At 71.5% G+C, this 20063-nt stretch carries 14 protein-coding genes; 5 read left to right on the top strand and 9 right to left on the bottom strand.

What is annotated here, in order from left to right; all coding sequences use genetic code 11:
• Window positions 1-32: 32 nt before the first annotated feature.
• Together ntrB and HNQ01_RS10655 are read right to left on the bottom strand one after the other, a co-directional pair.
• On the bottom strand, window positions 33-914 hold the full coding sequence (gene ntrB, locus HNQ01_RS10660) for a nitrate ABC transporter permease (RefSeq protein ID WP_173805418.1): 882 nt from the start codon (window positions 912-914) through the stop codon (window positions 33-35).
• A gap of 61 nt (window positions 915-975) precedes the next feature.
• Window positions 976-2229, bottom strand: a complete 1254-nt coding sequence (locus HNQ01_RS10655; RefSeq protein ID WP_173805417.1) for a CmpA/NrtA family ABC transporter substrate-binding protein — start codon at window positions 2227-2229, stop codon at window positions 976-978.
• 472 nt (window positions 2230-2701) lie between these two features.
• On the opposite strand from HNQ01_RS10655, the gene icmF reads away from it, so the two are divergent.
• The 3 genes from icmF to HNQ01_RS10640 all read left to right on the top strand — a co-directional run bounded on the left by icmF (window position 2702) and on the right by HNQ01_RS10640 (window position 8167).
• Entirely contained in the window at window positions 2702-5992 is a 3291-nt protein-coding gene (gene icmF, locus HNQ01_RS10650; RefSeq protein ID WP_173805416.1) for a fused isobutyryl-CoA mutase/GTPase IcmF, read from the top strand.
• A gap of 88 nt (window positions 5993-6080) precedes the next feature.
• Window positions 6081-7532, top strand: coding sequence for a histidine kinase (locus HNQ01_RS10645; protein ID WP_173805415.1), 1452 nt, complete (start codon window positions 6081-6083; stop codon window positions 7530-7532).
• Window positions 7529-8167, top strand: a complete 639-nt coding sequence (locus tag HNQ01_RS10640; protein ID WP_173805414.1) for a response regulator — start codon at window positions 7529-7531, stop codon at window positions 8165-8167. Before HNQ01_RS10645 ends, HNQ01_RS10640 begins: the two co-directional genes overlap by 4 nt.
• Window positions 8168-8198: 31 nt before the next feature.
• On the opposite strand, the gene HNQ01_RS10635 is transcribed toward HNQ01_RS10640, so the two are convergent.
• On the bottom strand, window positions 8199-9566 hold the full coding sequence (locus tag HNQ01_RS10635; RefSeq protein ID WP_173805413.1) for an NYN domain-containing protein: 1368 nt from the start codon (window positions 9564-9566) through the stop codon (window positions 8199-8201).
• Window positions 9567-9649: 83 nt separating this feature from the next.
• Window positions 9650-10657 (bottom strand): endonuclease/exonuclease/phosphatase family protein, encoded by a 1008-nt coding sequence (locus tag HNQ01_RS10630; protein WP_173805412.1) that lies wholly within the window; start codon window positions 10655-10657, stop codon window positions 9650-9652.
• Window positions 10658-10766: 109 nt separating this feature from the next.
• Here HNQ01_RS10630 and HNQ01_RS10625 point away from each other — a divergent pair, with 109 nt between their 5' ends.
• Window positions 10767-11948 (top strand): acetyl-CoA C-acyltransferase family protein, encoded by a 1182-nt coding sequence (locus HNQ01_RS10625; RefSeq protein WP_173805411.1) that lies wholly within the window; start codon window positions 10767-10769, stop codon window positions 11946-11948.
• Between the two features lie 129 nt (window positions 11949-12077).
• Here the strand turns inward: HNQ01_RS10625 and HNQ01_RS10620 are convergent, their stop codons facing one another.
• From HNQ01_RS10620 to HNQ01_RS10600, 5 genes are all read right to left on the bottom strand, one after another.
• Entirely contained in the window at window positions 12078-12341 is a 264-nt protein-coding gene (locus tag HNQ01_RS10620) for a hypothetical protein (protein ID WP_173805410.1), read from the bottom strand.
• Between the two features lie 138 nt (window positions 12342-12479).
• Window positions 12480-14183: an ABC1 kinase family protein gene (locus HNQ01_RS10615; RefSeq protein ID WP_173805409.1), complete on the bottom strand. Its 1704-nt coding sequence runs from the start codon at window positions 14181-14183 to the stop codon at window positions 12480-12482.
• Between the two features lie 11 nt (window positions 14184-14194).
• Window positions 14195-16312: a prolyl oligopeptidase family serine peptidase gene (locus tag HNQ01_RS10610; protein ID WP_173805408.1), complete on the bottom strand. Its 2118-nt coding sequence runs from the start codon at window positions 16310-16312 to the stop codon at window positions 14195-14197.
• Window positions 16309-16770, bottom strand: a complete 462-nt coding sequence (gene ybeY / locus HNQ01_RS10605) for an rRNA maturation RNase YbeY (protein WP_173805407.1) — start codon at window positions 16768-16770, stop codon at window positions 16309-16311. The genes HNQ01_RS10610 and ybeY overlap by 4 nt, the downstream gene beginning before the upstream one ends.
• A gap of 61 nt (window positions 16771-16831) precedes the next feature.
• Window positions 16832-17839 carry a PhoH family protein gene (locus HNQ01_RS10600; RefSeq protein ID WP_173805406.1) on the bottom strand — a complete coding sequence of 336 codons (1008 nt, stop codon included), beginning with the start codon at window positions 17837-17839 and terminating at the stop codon, window positions 16832-16834.
• 121 nt (window positions 17840-17960) lie between these two features.
• On the opposite strand from HNQ01_RS10600, the gene HNQ01_RS22595 reads away from it, so the two are divergent.
• Complete coding sequence (locus HNQ01_RS22595) at window positions 17961-20012, top strand: sensor histidine kinase (protein WP_173805405.1); 2052 nt, start codon at window positions 17961-17963, stop codon at window positions 20010-20012.
• Window positions 20013-20063: the final 51 nt, after the last annotated feature.

Genomic DNA, 20063 nt, shown 5'->3' with positions numbered 1-20063 from the left:
TGAGGGTCCCCGGAAGATCGGAAGTCGGTGGCTCAGGAGTAGTCGAAGCGGCGGGCGATGGCCATCAGCAGGGCCTCGAGCGCCAGACCCACGCCACCGATGACGAAGATCGCGATCAGGATGTGGGCGACGTTCAGGTTGTTCCACTCGTCCCACAGCCAGAAGCCGATGCCCTGGCCGCCGGTCAGCATCTCGGCCGCGACGATCACCAGCCAGGCCGTGCCCACCGCCAGCCGGATGCCGGTCAGCATGTAGGGCAGCACGGCCGGGAAGAGGATCTTGCGGATGATCGTCAGCTCCGACAGGTTCAGCACACGCGCGACGTTCAGGTAGTCCTGCGGCACCTGCCGCACCCCCACCGCGGTGTTGATGACCATCGGCCAGATCGAGCAGATGAAGATCGTCCAGATCGCGGCCGGGTTGGCGGCCTTGAACACCATCAGGCCGATCGGCAGCCAGGCCAGCGGCGACACCGGCCGCAGCAGGCTGATGATCGGGTCGAGCATCTGGTTGAAGAAGGCGAAGCGGCCGATCAGGAAGCCCAGCGGAATGCCCACCAGCGCCGCCAGGCCGAAGCCGATGCCGACGCGCTTGAGCGAGGCCAGCACGTTCCAGCCGATGCCCTGGTCGTTCGGGCCGTTGACGTAGAACGGGTCCGAGAACAGCTTGACCGCCGCGTCCCAGACCGCCAGCGGTCCGGGCAGCTGCTTGTCGCCGCTGTGCGCCACCGCCTGCCACACCAGCAGGAAGAACGCGAAGCCCACCACCGGCGCGGCAAGGCGGGTCATCGTGCGCAGGCGCTGGGCGCGGGCCATGGCCTCGGCCTGGGCCTTCATGCGCGCCTGGGTCTCGGCGTCGAGCACCGGGGCGGCCGGCGCAGCAGCGCCGGCAACGGGCAGGGTGGCAGCGTTCATCTCGGGACTCCTTGAACGGACAGGACTTCTCTGGCTTTTCTTGGTCTGGGGGCCGCGGGACTCAGGCGGCCTTGATCTTGAAGCTGGCGGCGTACTTGGCCGGGTTCGTGCCGTCCCAGACCACGCCGTCGATCAGCTTGCTCGAGCGCATGTCGCTCTTCGGGACGCTGGCCTTCACCTGGGCGGCGGCCTCCTTGTAGAGCGCCGTCTGGTTGACCGCCTTGGCCACGGCCAGGTAGTCCGGATCGCTCTTGAGCAGGCCCCAGCGGCGGTGCTGGGTCAGGAACCACATGCCGTCGGACAGGTAGGGGTAGTTGACCGCGCCGTCGTTGAAGAACTTCATGTGGTTGGGATCGTCCCAGGTCTTGCCCAGGCCGTTCTGGTAGCGGCCCAGGATGCGCTGGTTGATCGCGTCGACCGAGGTGTTGACGTAGGACTTCTCGGCGATCGTCTCGGCCATCTTCATCTTGTTCTGCAGGCCGGTGTCGATCCAGCGGCTCGCATCCAGGATGGCCATGATCATGGCGCGCGCCGTGTTCGGGTTCTTCTGCACGAACTCGGCCGTGGTGCCCAGCACCTTCTCCGGGTGGTCCTTCCAGATGTCCTGGGTGGTCGCGGCGGTCACGCCGATGCCGTCGATGATGGCGCGGTGGTTCCAGGGCTCGCCGACGCAGAAGCCGTCCATGTTGCCCACGCGCATGTTGGCGACCATCTGCGGCGGCGGCACGGTGATGACCTTGGCGTCGCTCATCGGGTTGATGCCGGCCGAGGCGAGCCAGTAGTACAGCCACATCGCGTGGGTGCCGGTCGGGAAGGTCTGCGCGAAGGTGTACTCGCGCTTGTCCGAGCTCATCAGCTTGGCCAGGCTGGCCGCGTCGACCGCGCCCTTGTCGGCGAGCTTCTTCGACAGCGTGATCGCCTGGCCGTTGTTGTTCAGCGTCATCAGGACGGCCATGTCCTTCTTCGGACCGCCGACGCCCAGGTGCACGCCGTAGACCAGGCCGTACAGCACATGGGCCGCGTCGAGCTCGCCGTTGACCAGCTTGTCGCGCACGGAGGCCCAGGAGGACTCCTTCGACGGGATGATCTTGATGCCGTACTTCTCGTCGAACTTCATGACCGACGCCATCACCACCGAGGCGCAGTCGGTCAGCGGGATGAAGCCGATGCGCACTTCCTTCTTCTCGGGCGCATCGGAGCCGGCGGCCCAGGCACCGCCGGGCAGGGTGACGGCGCTGCCTGCAGCCGCCACGGCGGCCGTGCGCTGCAGGAACTCGCGCCGGGACGGGTTGACAGGAATCGAGGGCGTCGTCATGGGGAATCTCTCCAGGGGAAGAAGCGGGGACGGCAAAAAAAAGCGGCGTCACGATCGTGTCCGACACCCGGCTTTCGCCGGGACATCGGGACGATCGGACGCCGTTGTCCAAAATGTCCCACCTAGTGAGACCCCGTCGCCGAGGCCTCGCAACAGGTATTGCAGGGACCGTGCCAACCCTGGAAAACCCGCCTCCACCGCCCGTTCCGTGCCATGGAGCACAGGTCGCGGGCGCTCGGGCGCCGGTTTTTCTTGTGCGGCGCACCATCGACAGGCGACGCCCGCGACAGGTGCACGGCAATGAGGCGCCATGTCACGACTCGATGCATTCACGCCATGCCCCGCGGACGTGCATGCCGCCGCGGATCGGTGCGCGGCGATGCACGACGGTTCATGTGCGGGTTCTCCCCAGATGACGTTTACGTAAACGTCAATTGAAAATCGAGGTCCGGATGTCCCTCGGAGCCCTCAGATGACCGATCTCGCCGCCGACCACCAGGCCCTTGCGAACTACCGCCCGACGCACAAGGTGCGCTTCGTGACGGCAGCCAGCCTGTTCGACGGGCACGATGCCTCGATCAACATCATGCGCCGCATCCTGCAGGGCATGGGCGCGGAGGTGATCCACCTCGGCCACAACCGCTCGGTCGACGAGGTGGTGACGGCCGCGCTGCAGGAAGACGTGCAGGGCATCGCGGTCAGCTCCTACCAGGGCGGCCATGTCGAGTACTTCAAGTACATGGTCGAGCTGCTGCGCGCGCGCGGCGGCGCGCATGTGCAGGTCTTCGGCGGCGGCGGCGGCGTGATCGTGCCGGCCGAGATCCGCGACCTGCACAGCCACGGCGTGCGCATCTACAGCCCCGAGGACGGCCAGCGCCTGGGCCTGGCCGGCATGATCGGCGAGATGGTGATGCGCTGCGACCGCGATCTCTCGAGCCACGCGCCGACCGGACTCGCCGCGCTGCAGGGCCACACCGAGGCCGCCTGGCGTTCGCTGGCGCAGCTCGTCACCGCGCTCGAGAACGGCAAGGCGGACGCGGGCGTGGTCGCCGCGGTGCATGAAGCGGCCCGGGCGAGCCAGACGCCCGTGCTCGGCATCACCGGCACCGGCGGCGCCGGCAAGTCCAGCCTGACCGACGAGCTGATCCGCCGGCTGCGCCTGGACCAGGACGACGCGCTGCGCATCGCCGTCATCTCGATCGATCCGTCGCGGCGCAAGAGCGGCGGCGCGCTGCTGGGCGACCGCATCCGCATGAACGCGATCGGTCCGTGGCGCCAGGGCGCGCGGGTCTGGATGCGCAGCCTCGCCACCCGCGACACCGGCAGCGAGATCTCGGCGGCGCTGCCCGACGTGATCGCCGCCGCCAAGGCGGCCGGCTTCGATCTCGTCATCGTCGAGACCAGCGGCATCGGCCAGGGCGACGCGGCGATCGTGCCCTTCGTCGACGTGCCGATGTACGTGATGACGCCCGAGTTCGGCGCCGCCAGCCAGCTCGAGAAGATCGACATGCTCGACTTCGCCGAGTTCGTCGCGATCAACAAGTTCGACCGCAAGGGCGCGCTGGACGCGCTGCGCGATGTCGCCAAACAGGTGCAGCGCAACCGCGAGGCCTTCGGCAGGCGTCCGGAGGAGATGCCCGTCTTCGGCACGATGGCCAGCCGCTTCAACGACGACGGCGTGACCGCGCTCTATCAGGCGCTGAAGGTGCGCCTGGGCGCGCTGGGCCTGCGGCTCCAGGAGGGCCGCCTGCCGCCGGTCGACACCCGCCACAGCACGCACCAGACGCCGATCGTGCCGCCGGCGCGCAGCCGCTACCTGGCCGAGATCGCCGACACCGTGCGCGGCTACAAGGCCCGCGCGCGCAAGCAGGCCGCGCTGGCGCGCGAGGTCCAGCAGCTGCGCGAGACCGCCCGCATGCTGCACGAGAACGACCCGACCCGCGACGGCGCGAAGAACACCGTGCTGGCGCTGGCCGACGAGCGCGACGGCCGCCTCGACCCGGCCGCGCGCCGGCTGCTGGCGCAGTGGCCGGCGATGCAGAAGGCCTACGCCGGCGACGAGTACGTCGTGAAGATCCGCGACAAGGAGATCCGCACCGGCCTGGTCCACACCACGCTGAGCGGCAACAAGATCCGCAAGGTCGCGCTGCCGCAGTACGAATGCCACGGCGAGCTGCTGAAGTGGCTGATGCTGGAGAACGTGCCCGGATCGTTCCCCTTCACCGCCGGCGTGTTCGCGTTCAAGCGCGAGGGCGAGGATCCGACGCGCATGTTCGCCGGCGAGGGCGACGCCTTCCGCACCAACCGCCGCTTCAAGCTGGTCAGCGAGGGCATGCCGGCCAAGCGGCTGTCGACCGCGTTCGACTCGGTCACGCTCTACGGCTCCGACCCCGACCCGCGTCCGGACATCTACGGCAAGGTCGGCAACTCGGGCGTGTCGATCGCGACGCTCGACGACCTGAAGGTGCTGTACGACGGCTTCGACCTGTGCAGCCCGACCACCTCGGTGTCGATGACGATCAACGGCCCGGCGCCGTCGATCCTGGCGATGTTCATGAACACCGCGATCGACCAGCAGACGACCAAGTTCCGCACCGACAACGGCCGCGACCCGACCGACGACGAGGCCGCCAAGATCCGAGCCTGGGTGCTGGCCAACGTGCGCGGCACGGTGCAGGCCGACATCCTGAAGGAAGACCAGGGCCAGAACACCTGCATCTTCTCGACCGAGTTCAGCCTGAAGGTCATGGGCGACATCGCCGCCTACTTCGTGCACCACGACGTGCGCAACTTCTATTCCGTCTCGATCTCGGGCTATCACATCGCCGAAGCCGGCGCGAACCCGATCAGCCAGCTCGCCTTCACGCTGTCGAACGGCTTCACCTTCGTGGAGGCGTACCTGGCGCGCGGCATGCACGTCGACGACTTCGCGCCCAACCTGTCGTTCTTCTTCTCGAACGGCATGGACCCCGAGTACACCGTGCTCGGCCGCGTCGCCCGGCGCATCTGGGCGGTGGCGATGCGCGACAAGTACGGCGCCAGCGAGCGCAGCCAGAAGCTGAAGTACCACATCCAGACCTCCGGCCGCAGCCTGCACGCGCAGGAGATCCAGTTCAACGACATCCGCACCACGCTGCAGGCGCTGATCGCGATCTACGACAACTGCAACTCGCTGCACACCAACGCCTTCGACGAGGCGATCACGACGCCGACCGAGGAATCGGTGCGCCGCGCGATGGCCATCCAGCTCATCATCAACCGCGAGTGGGGCCTGGCGAAGAACGAGAACCCGAGCCAGGGCGCGTTCATCATCGACGAGCTGACCGAGCTGGTCGAGGAAGCCGTGCTGGCCGAGTTCGAGAAGATCGCCGACCGCGGCGGCGTGCTCGGCGCGATGGAGACGGGCTACCAGCGCTCGAAGATCCAGGAAGAGTCGATGCACTACGAGATGCTCAAGCACACCGGCGAGTACCCGATCATCGGCGTCAACACCTTCCGCAACCCGCACGGCGACGCGGTGCCCGAGTCGATCGAGCTGGCCCGCTCGACCGAGGAGGAGAAGCAGTCGCAGCTCCAGCGCCTGAACGACTTCCACGCCCGCCACGCCGCCGCGGCACCGGCGATGCTCAAGCGGCTTCAGCAGGCGGTGATCGACAACGCCAACGTGTTCGAGGTGCTGATGGACGCGGTGCGGGTGTGCTCGCTGGGGCAGATCACCAGCGCGCTGTTCGAGGTGGGCGGGCAGTATCGGCGCAGCATGTGAGGCGGCCTCGGGCAGATTGCCCGACATGCGCGGAGGCCCGCCGCGGGCGGCTGCACCTCGGGCAAGATCGGGCCCCCTGCCGCCCGCCATGCCGACCGAGTTGCCCGCGACCTCCTCTTCCGCCCTGTCTGCCGACGCGCTGCAGCCTGCGCTCGACCTGCAGCGCACGCTGCTGCGCCGCGGGGCGCTGCTGGTGGCGGTGCTGCTGCTCGGGCTGGGGCTGTGGTCGGGGCACGAGCTGGGCCGGGCCGAGCGCGTGGCGCTGCCGGCCACCGCCCGGCTGGTCGCGCAGCTGCTGCATCAGGATCTGGCGCGGCAGCTGACGGCCTTCGAGCGCGACCTGCAGGAGGTGCCGGTGCGCCTCGAGGTGCTCGACGATCTGGAGCGGCGGCTGCCGCTGTGCGTGCGGCTGCGCACGCTCGACGAGCGGCCGATCGGCGGCCACTGCGCGCCGGGTGAACCGCCCCCCGGGCCGGTGGCCTGGCTGGGCGCGCGGCTGGCGGCGCTCGACGGCGCGCCCGCGCGGGTGGACCTGCCGCTGCTGCTGCCGGGCGGCATCAAGGCCGGCACGATCGAGGTCGGCGTGAACTGGGACCATGTCGGCGCGGTCTGGGCCACCCGGCTGCTGCTGCTGATGGGCTTCGGGCTGCTGCTCGGGCTGGGCGGGCTGGCGCTGACGCGGCCGGTCGGCCGGGCGCTGCGGCCGACGCGGCAGATCCTGGCGGCGCTGGCGCGGCTGGAGGCCGGCGAGCGCGAGGTGCGCCTGCCGGTGCCGCCGCTGCGCGAGCTGCGCGAGCTGACGCTGTGCTTCAACCGGCTGGCGCAGCGCTGGACCGAGCTGCTGGCGCGCCAGCAGCAGCTCGCCGGCCGGCTGCTGCACACCCGCGAGGAGGAGCGCCGCCACCTCGCCCGCGAGCTGCATGACGAGATGGGCCAGAGCCTGAGCGCGCTGCGCGCCGAGACCGCGGTCATCGCCGCGCTGGCTGCGCGCACCGGCGCGCCGGCGCTGCAGCAGGCCGCCGGCCGCATCGCCACGCTGTGCGCGCAGCTGCAGGAGGCACTGCAGGGCGTGCTGCAGGCGCTGCGCCCGACGATGCTCGACCGCTTCGGCCTCGGCGCGGCGCTGGAGGCGCTGGTCGCGCAGCCGCGCCGCCGCGAGGTCGACGGCGCCCCGCCCGCCTGCACGCTGCAGCTCCCGCCCGGCGGGCTGGAGGCGGTGCCGGCGGACATGGCCGTCCATGTCTACCGCATCGTCCAGGAGGGCCTGACCAACGCGGTCCGCCACGGCGAGGCCAGCGCGGTGCAGGTGCGGCTGGACATGGACAGCGCCCCGCAGGCCGCGCTGGTGATCGACATCGCCGACGACGGCCGCGGCCCCGGCCCGGACGGCCCGGTGCCGGGCCACGGCCTGCTCGGGCTGCACGAGCGCGTGCAGGCGCTCGGCGGCGCGCTGGCCCTCGACCTGCCCGAGGCGGGCGGCATGCGGCTGCGCGTGCGGCTGCCGATCCGCCCGCCGGTTCCCGTGGAGAACGAGACATGACGATCGAGGTGATGCTGGTCGACGACCATGCGGTGGTGCGCGAGGGCTACCGGCGGCTGCTCGAGCTGCACGAGGACGTGCGCGTGGTCGCCGAGGCGGCCGATGCCGATGCGGCGCTGCTGCAGTGGCGGGCGATGCAGCCGCGGCCCTCGGTGCTGGTGGTCGACCTGGCGCTGCCGGGCATGGGCGGGCTGGAGCTCGTCAGCCGGCTGCGCCAGCGCGACCCCGACGTGCGCTGCCTGGCCTTCAGCATGTACCGCGACGCGGTCTGGGTCACGCAGGCGCTGCGCGCCGGCGCGCTCGGCTATGTCACCAAGAGCAGCGACCCGGAGCAGCTGGTCCACGCGGTGCGCGAGGTGCACGCCGGGCGCCGGGTGCTGGGCAGCGACATCGCCGGCGAGGTCGCGCGCCACCTGATCGAGCATCCGACCGCGACGCCGCACGGCCTGACGCCGCGCGAGTTCGAGGTGCTGCGCCTGCTGCTGGCGGGCTGCAGCCCGCGCCAGATCGCCGAGGCGCTGTGCCTGAGCGTCAAGACCGTCCACAACCTGCACTACCAGATCAAGTCCAAGCTCGACACGCCCAGCGACTTCGACCTGGCCCGGCTGGCCTGGCGGCAGGGCTGGGTGGACTGAGGTCACGCGGCGATGGCGCCCGGTCGGGGCGTCAGGCGGCCGCGTCGCCGTCAGGCACCGGCACGGACGCGGGTTCGGCGGCCGGCGCCGGCAGGGGCTCGGGAATCTCGACGGGCGCCTCGGCCGCGGCCGCCTTGCCGCTGACCCAGCGCTGCAGCAGCGCCGGCGCCGACTCGTCCATCATCAGCTGCTCGCGCCGGCACAGGTTGAGCAGGTTGCCGACCAGCCGGTAGGACAGCGTGGGCACGTCGTCGCGGCCCTTGCCGAACTCGTGGCCGCACAGCAGCAGGCCGCGCAGCACCCAGTTGACCGCCTCGCGGCTGACCTCGTGGCCGGCCTCGCGGCAGCGGTCGCGCACCCGCTTGCCGGTCTCGTTGAGCTGGAAGGGCTGATCGGCGACATCGGCGGCGATGGTCTCGAGCAGCGCGCGGAAGTCGCGCGGCGACAGCATCGGCACGCCGACGGCGTCATGCACCTGGCGCGCCAGCGCGAACATCGCCGGCTCGACGCCCCAGGCCGAGGCATCGGGATGCACCCGCGCGGCCGCCGGCGTGCGCGGCACATGGCGCGCGGGATCGAACAGGTAGCCGCCCGAGCCGCTCCAGTCCAGGCGCAGCGGCGCCAGCGGCAGCGCCTCGAGAAAGCGCCGGAAGCTGCCGTGACCGCCCCATTCCGGCGCCAGGCCCGGATGCTCGGCCATCAGCCGGGCGGCCAGCCGCGCGCAGGGCACCGGCAGGTCCGAGCGCGCCACCTCGCCGCGCAGCCAGCCGGTCAGCGCCTCGGCGGCGACGACCGGCGCCACGGGCACGGCGCCCCCCTCGCCGGCCGGCGCCGCCGGCACGCCGGCGGCCTCCTCCGCGTCGCCGGCCGCGCCGAAGCCCAGGCCCTCGCGGATGAAGCGGTCGGGCTCGATCAGCAGGTCGGCCGAGGCGCGGTAGGCCGCCGACGGGAAGCCCACGGCCAGCACCGTGGTGCGGCGGTCCCAGCGGCGCAGCTTGCGCAGCACCGGCGTGAAGTCGGCGTCGGCCGAGAAGACGATGAACTCGTCGTAGTGCACCGGATGCTGCAGCAGCTCGACCATGTCGAGCACCATGTGGATGTCGGTGCTGGTCTTGCCCTCGCTGGTCATCGACGGGCAGTCGACGATCTCGAAGCCGGCATGGTTGAAGGACGGGCGGAAACGCTGGTAGACCTGCGGATTGAGGTAGACGCGCCGCACCAGCAGCCGGCGCCGGGTGCGGGCCTCGGCCTCGTCGAGGCCCTCGGGCAGGCCGAGCTCGTCGGTGAGCCAGCGGATCCACTCGGCCGGCTGGCGGCCGAAGCGCTCGGCGACCGCCGGATCGAGCTTGCGCAGGCCCGAATAGACATTGTCGAAATCAACGAACAGGGCCGACTTCATGGGTGGGGAATCTGGGGCTGGAGCAGAAAGCGAGGGGCGCAGTGTACGCAGGCGCGCCGTCGGCGAGAGGGCGATCCCGCCGCTCAGGCGGCGGGCAGTGACTTCAGTCGCAGCAGCGCCCGCACGAAGCCGTGGTCGCTGCGCGTGCGGTCCCGGCCCTCGTGCAGATGGTCGTTGAAGACCTCGACGCGGCGCACGTCGCCGAGGGCGAAGCGCGACGAGGCGACCCACTCCTCGCTGACCCAGATCTGGTCGAGCAGCTCGGGCCAGCCCTGGAAGACATGCGAGTAGGCCAGGTCGCGGTTCAGGCCCGGCTCGGTCTGCACGTCGAGCGCATGGAACAGCGCCACGTCGCGGGCCTGGCGGTCGTAGGCCACCGCCTGCGTCGCGGCGATGAGCTGGCTGGTGACCGAGCGCGGTCCGTCGTTCATGTCGCCGAGCAGCACCAGCGGGTCGCGGGTGTGCCGCGTCAGGTCGATGACGCGCGCGCGCAGCGCCGCCGACTCGGCCCCGCGCATGATCATCGCGCGCAGCGACGCCCGCGCGACCACCCGCGGATCATCGCGGTCCTCGAGCGCGCGGCCCTCGGCATCCTGCAGGAACTTCGGCCGCTTGGACTTCAGGTGCGCCACCAGCACATGCAGGCGCTGGCCGCGCTTCGTGCGCAGCGTGGCGTGCAGCACCGGGCGCTCGAAGCGGGCGTGCTCGCCGACCTCCGGCACGACGACCGACTCGCCCGGGCCGAAGTCGGCCAGGCTGCGCACCGCCTCGACCTTCAGCCGCGTCACCAGACCGACGCGCGGCGTGCCCTCAGCGCCGGTCTCGGCGCCCGGCGCCAGCACCTGCATCGCCTGCAGGCCGCTGCGCGCCACCGCCGCCTTCAGCGCCGCCTCGTCCCAGACCTCCTGCACGCCGGCGACATCGGCGTTGAGCCGGCGCAGCATCTGGCCGATCCATTCGAGCTTGCGCTCGTGCTCGGCCATGCCGTAGGGCGCCTGGTTCGGATAGAAGGCCCGCCCGGGCAGCGCGAGGTTGAGCAGGTTGCAGCTCGCCACCGTCAGGGGGATCCAGTCGGCGGGCGAGGTCGGCACGGCGGGAGCCGGCGGCGGCGGAGTGTGACATCGCCCGTGTCAGTTCGCTGTAGAGGAGGACAAGTACTGTGGCAACCCCGCACACCGATTTTTCCGGAGGAAGACAGCCATGGCACGTGAAGTCTTTGTCGTCAGCGCCGCACGCACCGCGATCGGCACGTTCGGAGGCACGCTGAAGGACGTTCCTCTGGCCGACCTCGCCACCACCGCCGTCAAGGCCGCCCTCGCCCGCTCGGGCGCGCCGGCCGACGCCGTCGGTCACCTCGCGATGGGCACGGTCGTCACCACCGAGCCGCGCGACTGCTACCTGAGCCGCGTCGCCGCGGTCAACGCCGGCCTGCCCAAGGAGACCCCGGCCTTCAACGTCAACCGCCTGTGCGGTTCGGGCCTGCAGGCCATCATCTCGGCCTCGCAGGCCATCCTGCTGGGCGACTGCGAAGTGGCGGTCGGCGCCGGTGCCGAGAACATGAGCCGCGGCGCCTACCTGATGCCGGGCGCGCGCTGGGGCACCCGCATGGGCGACGCGCAGCTCATCGACCTGATGGTCGGCGCGCTGCACGATCCCTTCCACAAGATCCACATGGGCATCACCGCCGAGAACGTCGGCGAGCAGTTCGGCATCAGCCGCCAGCAGATGGACGAGGCCGCGGCCGAGAGCCACCGCCGCGCCGCTGCCGCCACCGCCGCCGGCTACTTCAAGGAACAGATCGTCCCGGTGGAGATCGCCAGCCGCAAGGGCACGATCAGCTTCGTGACCGACGAGCACATCAAGGCCGACACCACCGCCGAGAGCCTGGCCAAGATGCGCCCGGCCTTCAAGAAGGACGGCGCCGTCACCGCCGGCAACGCCTCGGGCATCAACGATGCCGCCGCCGCGGTCATGCTGGCCAGCGGCGAGGCCGTCAAGGGCCATGGCCTGCGTCCGCTGGCCCGCCTGGTGTCCTACGCCCACACCGGCGTCGAGCCCACCATCATGGGCATCGGCCCGGTCTCGGCCTCGCGCAAGGCGCTCGAGCGCGCCGGCCTGACGGTCGCCGACATGGACGTGATCGAGGCCAACGAGGCCTTCGCCGCCCAGGCCTGCGCGGTCAACAAGGAACTGGGCCTCGATCCGGCCAAGGTCAACCCGAACGGCTCGGGCATCTCGCTGGGCCACCCGATCGGCGCCACCGGCGCGATCATCACCACCAAGGCGGTCTACGAGCTGCAGCGCACCGGCGGCCGCTACGCGCTGGTGACGATGTGCATCGGCGGCGGCCAGGGCATCGCTGCGATCTTCGAGCGCTGCTGATCGGCAGGCGCCCGGGACGGTGAGGCCGCATCCGGCCGGCACCGTCCTCCTCTTTCATGCGTGCCTCGATTCAGAGGTCGTTCACAGGCCGGTCGGCGACGACCGGCCTTTTTTGCGTCCGCGCCGGCTTCAGGCGCGGACGCTGCCGGCGGTCTGCTGGGCGCGCACCGCGGCGGCGCGCAGGTCGGCGGCATACGAGGGCTGGGTCGCCTCGTAGCGGCCGGCCCACTCGATCAGCTCTTCGGCGGTGCGCGGCTCGCGCGGCTGCAGGCTGCTCCTGGCGGCCTTCATCGCGCCCTGCCACTGATCGACCAGCCAGCCGACCAGACGCACCAGCGGTGCCTGGGCGGCAGCAAAAGCCTGCGACTGAACGGGAACAAGGATCTGGGCCATCACGAACTCCTTAGGGAAAACCCTTGGTTGATGGCTGAAGTTTAGGGTAAACCCCAGGCCCCTGATCAAGTCGACGCCCCAAAGACCATCATGTTGACTTGGTCTATGAAAATACCCTTCGATTACAGAGCAGGTACATCAATCCCGGTGCACCGCCCGCGCGGCCCGGCCGCTGCGCAGCACCGACCAGGCCAGCCAGATGCCGCCGATGCCGGCGATCAGGAACCCCAGCAGCCCGAAGGCCGGCAGACCGAACAGCATCGGCCCGCCCTTGACGGTCATGACGATGGACGAGCCGACGATCAGCGCCGCCACCACCATCGCCACCGTCAGCCGGCTAACCGCGCGGTCGAGCTGGTCGACGACCCGCTCGAGATGGCGCACCTCGACATGCACCTGCACGCCGGTGCGCTTGGCCTGGCGCAGCATGCGGGCAGCCTCGCGCGGCAGGCGCCCGAGCAGGCGCAGGCCATGCACCGCCGAGCTCCAGCCGCGTTCGACCAGCACCCTGGGCGAATAGCGCGCGCGCACCGCCGCCTCCAGCAGCGGCTCGGCCTCGGTGGCCATGTGGAAGTCGGGCGCCAGCGAGCGCCCCAGCCCCTCCAGCGTGATGAAGGTCTTGACCAGCAGCGCCAGATCGGCCGGCAGCGCCAGCCGGTACTCGCGCAGGATGGTGGTGACGTCGTTCATCATCGCGCCCAGGCTGAGCTTGGCCAGCGCGGTGCCGCGGTACTGGTCGACGAAGGCGACGACGTCCTGCTGCAGGCCCTCCATGTCGGTGCGCCCGGCGTCCTCGGTCCACTCCATCAGCACCTCGACGACCGCCTCCGGATCGCGCTGCACCAGACCGAGCATCAGCGACAGCAGCTGGTCGCGGCGCACGTCGCTGAGCCGGCCCATCATGCCGAAGTCGATGAAGGCCAGCCGGTTGCCCGGCAGGTAGAAGACATTGCCCGGGTGCGGATCGGCGTGGAAGAAGCCGTCCTCGATGATCATCTTCAGCACCGCCTGCGCGCCGCGCTGCGCCAGCAGCATGCGGTCGAGCCCGGCGGCATCCACCCGCGCCAGCTCGTGGCCCGGGATGCCGTCGATGCGCTGCTGCACGTTGACCCGCTCGCCGGTCCAGTCCCAGTAGACCTTCGGGATGACGATGTGCTCGCGCCCGGCGAAATGGGCGGCGATGCGCTCGGCGTTGTGGCATTCGCTCTGCAGGTCGAGCTCGCGGCGCAGCGAGCGCGCGAGCTGGCGCACCAGGCCGACCGGCTGGTAGGGCCGCAGGTCGGGCCACTCGTCCTCGGCGATCAGCGCCAGCCGCTCGAGCAGGCGCAGGTCGGCCTCGATGACCGGGCGGATGCCGGGCCGGCGCACCTTGACGACGACCTCGGTGCCGTCGTGCAGCTGCGCGCCATGCACCTGCGCGATCGAGGCCGCCGCCAGCGGCTCGGCATCGAAGCGAGCGAAGACCTCCTCGGGCGGCGCGCCCAGGTCCTCGGTGAGCTGGGCGCGCACCACCGCGACCGGCACCGTCGGCGCCTGGCTGTGCAGCTTCTCGAGCTCGGCGATCCAGGCCGGGCCGAACAGGTCGGCGCGCCCGGCCAGGATCTGGCCGAGCTTGACGAAGGTCGGCCCCAGATCCTCGAGCGCCATGCGCAGCTGCACCGGCGGCTCCAGCCGCGCCAGATCGGCGGCATGGTCCATGCGCAGCACATGGCCGGCGCGAGCCAGCCGGTCGGCCCAGCCGAGCCGGCGCACCAGATCGCCCAGGCCGTGGCGGATGAAGACCGCCGCGATCTCCTGCAGCCGGCCGAGATCGCGGGCTGCCGTCAGGGTGGGGAAGGCCATGCGCGTGGCGATCAGCGGTCGCCGAGGCGCGACCAGAGGTAGGCGAACTCCAGCGCCTGCAGGTGCGCGCGCTGGGCGTTGTCGGCCGCGCCGCCGTGGCCGCCCTCGATGTTCTCGTAGTACAGCACCGGCTGGCCGAGCGCCTCAAGCCGCGCGACCATGCGCCGCGCGTGGCCCGGATGCACCCGGTCGTCGCGGGTCGAGGTGGTGAAGAGCGCACGCGGATAGCTCACGCCCTCGCGCAGCGCCTGGTAGGGGCTGTAGCGCTCGATCCAGGCGCGCTGCTCGGGCTGGTCGGGGTCGCCGTACTCGGCCATCCACGACGCGCCCGCCAGCAGCCGGTGGTAGCGCAGCATGTCGAGCAGCGGCACCTGGCAGACCACCGCGCCGAACAGGTCCGGCCGGCGCGTCATCGCCGCGCCCACCAGCAGGCCGCCGTTGCTGCCGCCCATGATGCCCAGCCGCGCCGGCGAGCTCAGGCCGCTGGCGACCAGGTCCTCGGCCACCGCGATGAAGTCCTCGTGGCTGCGGGGCTTGTGCTCGCCGACCGCCGCCTGGTGCCAGGCCGGGCCGAACTCGCCGCCGCCGCGGATGTTGGCCACCACCAGCGCGCCGCCGCGCTCGTACCAGGCCAGGCCGAAGCCGCCCGAGTACCAGGGCTGCATCGACACCTCGAAGCCGCCGTAGCCGTAGAGCAGCGTGGGCGTGCTGCCGTCCATCGGCGCGTCCTTCGGGCGCACGACGAAGTACGGCACGCGCGTGCCATCGGCGCTGGTGGCGAAGCGCTGCTCGGCCACGAGCCCCGCGGCGTCGAAGTAGCTCGGGCGCTGCCTGATCACCTCGGGCGCGCCCGCGCCACCCGCATCGAGCAGCATCAGCGAGTCGGGCGTGAGGAAGTCGGCGTAGGTGACCCAGCAGTGCTCGGCCAGCGGATCGTCCGGCAGATGCGGCTCATGCAGCGCACCCAGGCCCAGCGTGCCCGGCCCCGGCAGCGCCACCGCGCGGCGCGTCCACGTGCCGGTGGCGGCGTCGAAGCGCAGCGCCTCCACCCGGTTGGCGACGTTGTCGAGCAGGTTCAGCAGCACCTGCCCGCGCGTCCAGGCGCTGCCGCCGAGCGAGCAGGTCGGCGTCGGCGTGAACAGCGCCGTCCAGCGCAGCGCCTCGACGCCCTGCGCCATCAGCGCGTCGGCGTCGGCCGCCAGCAGCGAGCCGGCCGGATGGCGCGTGCCGTCGTGCTGCACCAGATCGCTGCGCAGCTCCATCACCGCCCAGCGCTCGTGGAAGCCCAGGCTGGCGTCGGCCGGCTTGGGGATCTCGCGGCGGCGGCCGTCGGGGCCGGCCAGCCACATCGCGGTGGTGTAGAAGTCGACCGAGCGGCCGTGGATCACGCGCTCGAAGCCGGGCGTGTCGTCGATGCTGACCCAGGCCGAGACGTCGCTCGCCTCGCCCTCGTGGATCGTCGGCGCGTCCGCCAGCGGCGTGCCGCGACGCCAGGCCTTGATGACGCGCGGATAGCCCGAGTCGGTCATCGAGCCCGGCCCGAAGTCGGTGCCGACCGCCAGCGTGTCGGCGTCGATCCAGCTCGCGCTGCTCTTGGCCTCGGGCAGCGTGAAGCCGCCCTCCTCGGCCGGGATGAAGCGGCGCTCGACCAGATCGAACTCGCGCACCACGGTGGCGTCCGCGCCGCCGCGCGACAGGTCGATCAGGCAGCGGCGCCAGACCGGGCGGCCCTCGGCATCACGCGCCGGCGTGCAGACGTCCACGCCGTGCCAGACCCAGTTCTCGCCCTCGGCCGCGGCCAGCGCGTCCAGGTCGAGCACCGTCTCCCACGCCGGCTCGGGCTGGCGGTAGCTCGCCAGCGTCGTGCGCCGCCACAGGCCGCGCGGATGCTCGGCGTCCTGCCAGAAGTTGTAGAAGTCGTGGCCGATGCGGCTGACGTAGGGAATGCGCTCGCGCGCGTCCATCAGCGCCTTCAGGCGCGGACGGAACTCGGCGTAGTCGGCGCGCGCGCCCAGCTCGCCCTCGGTGCGGGCGTTGTGCTCGCGCACCCAGGCCAGCGCGGCCTCGCCCAGCACGTCTTCGAGCCAGAGGTCCGGGGCCTCGCCCTCGGCAGGCGACACGGCGCTCATGCCGCACCTTCCGCGTACGGATCGGCGAAGCCCAGCGCCGCCATCACCTCGCGCTCGCGCTGCTCCATCGCCTCGGCCTCTTCCTCGCTGTCCTCGTGGTCGTAGCCCTGGGCGTGCAGCGTGCCGTGCACCAGCAGGTGGGCGTAGTGGGCCAGCAGCTCCTTGCCGTTGGCGGCGGCCTCGGCCTCGACCACCGGCGCGCACAGCACCAGATCGGCCACCACCACCGGCTCGTCGGCGTAGTCGAAGGTCAGCACGTTGGTGGCGTAGTCCTTCTGGCGGTACTCGCGGTTGAGCGTCTGGCCCTCCTCGGCGTCGACGATGCGCACAGTGATCTCGCCAGGCAGCTCCAGCGCGGCGCGCACGAAGCGCGCGACCTTGTGGCGCGGCAGCAGCGCGCGGTGGCGCGGATCGGCGAATTGCAGCGACAGGCTCAGTTCGGGACGGGCAGCGGGCATGGAACGGGGCTTTCTCGGAATCGGTGAAGGAAGGGCGCGGCGGGCGGTCCGGGGGCCGGGTTCAGGCCTCGGGCCGGTCGCCCACCGGACGCGGCCGCGCCGCATCGTAGGCCTCGACGATGCGCGCCACCAGCGGATGGCGCACCACGTCGGCGGCGGTGAAGCGGGTCATCGCGATGCCGCGCACCTGGCGCAGCACCTGCGCGGCATCGACCAGGCCGCTCTTCTGGCCCTTGGCCAGGTCGATCTGCGTGGTGTCGCCGGTGACCACCGCGCGGCTGCCGAAGCCGATGCGGGTCAGGAACATCTTCATCTGCTCGGGCGTGGTGTTCTGCGCCTCGTCGAGGATGACGAAGGCGTGGTTGAGCGTGCGCCCGCGCATGAAGGCCAGCGGCGCGATCTCGATCTGGCCCTTCTCGAAGGCCTTGGCCACGCGCTCCATGCCCATCAGGTCGTAGAGCGCGTCGTAGAGCGGGCGCAGGTAGGGGTCGACCTTCTGCGCCAGGTCGCCGGGCAGGAAGCCCAGGCGCTCGCCGGCCTCCACCGCCGGGCGGGTCAGGATGATGCGCTGCACGCCGCCGCGCTCGAGCGCGTCGACCGCGCAGGCCACCGCCAGGAAGGTCTTGCCGGTGCCCGCCGGCCCCAGGCCGAAGGTGATGTCGTGGCCGAGGATGTTGCGCAGGTAGGCGACCTGGTTGCGGGTGCGCCCGGCCAGCTCGGCGCGGCGCGTCTTCAGCACGATCTCGGGCGCCTCGCCGGCGGGCTCGACCACCGTCTCGCCGGCCTGCACCACCCGCAGCGCCGGGCCGTCGTCCTGCAGCGCCTGCACCAGCAGCAGCTGCAGCTCGGCCGGCTCGATCGGCGCGGCGGCGCGCTCGTGGAGCTGCTGCAGCACCGCGACGGCGCGCTCGGCGGCGCGGCGGGCGCCCTCGACGCGGAAGGTCTCGTTGCGCCGGCGGATGCTGACGTCGAAGGCGGCCTCGATCGTGCGCAGGTGCTCGTCCAGCGCGCCGCAGACATGGGCGAGACGCTGGTTGTCGTGGGGAATGAAGGCGTGGCGCAGGATCACGGTTCGAGTGTGAACTTTGAGGCACGGGGCCGGAGCCGCGATTGTCGCCGCGCGCCGGCATCCGGGGCGGTCCGGCAGAATCGGGCGCCCGCCCGCCACCTCTTCCGGATTTCACATTTCAGTGACCTCGACCGATGCCTCCGCGCACGACGCGCCGCCGCCCCTGCCGACCGTCCTGCCGGTGAGCTCGGCGGTCGAGACCGTCTCTCCCGTCGACACGCCCGCCGCGGCAGGCTCGACCGTCGAGCCTGCCCCCTCGGGATGGCGGGCTCATCTGGAGCGCCTGCGCAGCAGCGGCGGCCGCTCGCTGCTGGAGGCCCTGCACCCGGCCCGCTGGGGCCTGCTGGTGGTCGCGCTGATCCTGGCCGGGCTGTGGCTGGTCGAGCTCGGCAGCCACCCCGGCCCGCTGGACCAGCTGCAGATCCGCAGCGCGCTGGTGATGCGCGCGCCGACCCCGGAGCAGCCGCAGGTCGGCCCCGCACGGCTGATCACGCTGCCCCACGCCTGGGAGCAGTCTCCGCGCAGCAGCTCGCCGCTGTGGTACCGGCTGCGCTTCGACCTGCCCCGCCTCGATCCGGCCTCGCCGGTGATGCAGGGCCTGTACATCGAGCAGATCTGCGGCGCGCACGAGATCCGGCTCAACGGCTGGCGGCTGTCGGCGCGCGGCCGGATCGGCGCGCCGCGGCCCAACGACTGCCTCGAGCCGGTGCTGGTGTCGCTGCCGCCGGCGATGCTGCGCGCGGCCGACAACCAGCTCGACATCCTGCTCGACGCGCAGGTGCGCTCGCAGGTGGCCGTCAGCGAGCACGCCGGCCACCTCTCGCCGGTGCGCGTCGGCCCGCTGCCGGCGCTCGAGGGCCTGCAGCGGCGCCAGCACACGGTGCGCACCAGCACCACGCAGGCGCTGGCGCTGCTGGCCGGCGTCGTCGGCGTGGCCGCGCTGGCGCTGGCCGCGCGCAGCCGTCTGCCCTACCTGGGCTACTTCGGCGCGGCCAGCGTCGGCTGGGCGCTGCTGTGCGCGCTGCTGACCGGCGCGCACCTGCCGCTGACGGTGGCCGCGCACGAGTGGCTGGCCGGTGCGCTGATGCCGCCGATCGCGGTGGCGCTCATCCTCTCGCTGATGCGCTACAGCGGCATCCAGGTGCGCTGGCTCGAGCTGTCGATCGCGCTGCAGAGCATCGTCGTGCCGCTGAGCCTGCTGATCGCCGCGCCCGACCGCATCAGCACGATCACCCAGCCGTGGATGGTCATCCTGTCGCTGGAGGTGCTGGTGGCGGTCGGCGCCTTCCTGCGCCGCGCCTGGCAGTGCTCGCCGGCGGACTTCCGCGTCGTCGGCCTGGCGCTGGGCGTGGCGCTGCTGGTCGGCGCCTTCGAGCAGATGATGGTGCCCGGCAGCATCCTGCTGCCCGGCAGCCGCGCCATCAGCGTCGCGCTGGTGGTGATGTTCGCCGGCATGGTGATGCGGCTGATGCAGCAGATGCAGTCGGCCATCGCCGCGGCCGAGGACGGCCGGGTCGCCGCCGAGCGCCGCGTGCAGGAGATCACCGCCGACATGGAGCACAACTACAGCCACATGGCCGAGCTGCGCGTCGAGCAGGTCACCGCCAAGGAGCGCAAGCGCATCGCCGCCGACCTGCACGACGACCTCGGCGCCAAGCTGCTGACCATCGTGCACACCAGCGAGAGCGAGCGCATCGCCACGCTGGCGCGCGAGGCGCTCGAGGAGATGCGGCTGTCGGTGCGCGGCCTGACCGGCCGGGCGGTTCAGCTCGGCGACGCCATCGGCGACTGGCGCAGCGAGGTCATGATGCGCCTGAGCCAGGGCGGCGTGGAGCTGAACTGGAACACGCCCGACGAGCTGCTGATGAGCGAGCGGGCGATGAGCGCCCGCGCCTACGTGCAGACCACCCGCATCCTGCGCGAGGCCGTCAGCAACGTGCTCAAGCACAGCGGCGCGACGCACTGCGAGATCTCGATGCGCATGGATCTCAACGACTTCGAGCTGACCATCTCCGACAACGGCAAGGGCATTCCGATGGAGCTCGACGGCAAGCTCGACCGCGGCCACGGCATGTCGACGATGAAGGGCCGCGCCAAGCAGCTGCAGGGCCAGTGCCTGGTCGAGTCCGGCCCCGGCTACGGCACGACGATCCGCCTGACGCTGCCGCTGTAAACCAACAAGTACCAATCGACCGGCAACGCCAGTGATCCGTCACGAATTCCG

The sequence above is a fragment of the Sphaerotilus uruguayifluvii genome (assembly GCF_013294065.1).
GTDB classification, from domain to species: Bacteria; Pseudomonadota; Gammaproteobacteria; order Burkholderiales; family Burkholderiaceae_C; genus Sphaerotilus; species Sphaerotilus uruguayifluvii.
The sequence above is the reverse complement of the archived record's forward strand: the minus strand, read 5'-3'. Positions and strand labels throughout refer to the sequence as shown.

Coding starts and splice junctions, on each gene's coding strand:
- ntrB (WP_173805418.1), bottom strand. CDS start 914: ATGAACGCTGCCACCCTGCCCGTTGCCGGCGCTGCTGCGCCGGCCGCC.
- HNQ01_RS10655 (WP_173805417.1), bottom strand. CDS start 2,229: ATGACGACGCCCTCGATTCCTGTCAACCCGTCCCGGCGCGAGTTCCTG.
- icmF (WP_173805416.1), top strand. CDS start 2,702: ATGACCGATCTCGCCGCCGACCACCAGGCCCTTGCGAACTACCGCCCG.
- HNQ01_RS10645 (WP_173805415.1), top strand. CDS start 6,081: ATGCCGACCGAGTTGCCCGCGACCTCCTCTTCCGCCCTGTCTGCCGAC.
- HNQ01_RS10640 (WP_173805414.1), top strand. CDS start 7,529: ATGACGATCGAGGTGATGCTGGTCGACGACCATGCGGTGGTGCGCGAG.
- HNQ01_RS10635 (WP_173805413.1), bottom strand. CDS start 9,566: ATGAAGTCGGCCCTGTTCGTTGATTTCGACAATGTCTATTCGGGCCTG.
- HNQ01_RS10625 (WP_173805411.1), top strand. CDS start 10,767: ATGGCACGTGAAGTCTTTGTCGTCAGCGCCGCACGCACCGCGATCGGC.
- HNQ01_RS10620 (WP_173805410.1), bottom strand. CDS start 12,341: ATGGCCCAGATCCTTGTTCCCGTTCAGTCGCAGGCTTTTGCTGCCGCC.
- HNQ01_RS10615 (WP_173805409.1), bottom strand. CDS start 14,183: ATGGCCTTCCCCACCCTGACGGCAGCCCGCGATCTCGGCCGGCTGCAG.
- HNQ01_RS10610 (WP_173805408.1), bottom strand. CDS start 16,312: ATGAGCGCCGTGTCGCCTGCCGAGGGCGAGGCCCCGGACCTCTGGCTC.
- ybeY (WP_173805407.1), bottom strand. CDS start 16,770: ATGCCCGCTGCCCGTCCCGAACTGAGCCTGTCGCTGCAATTCGCCGAT.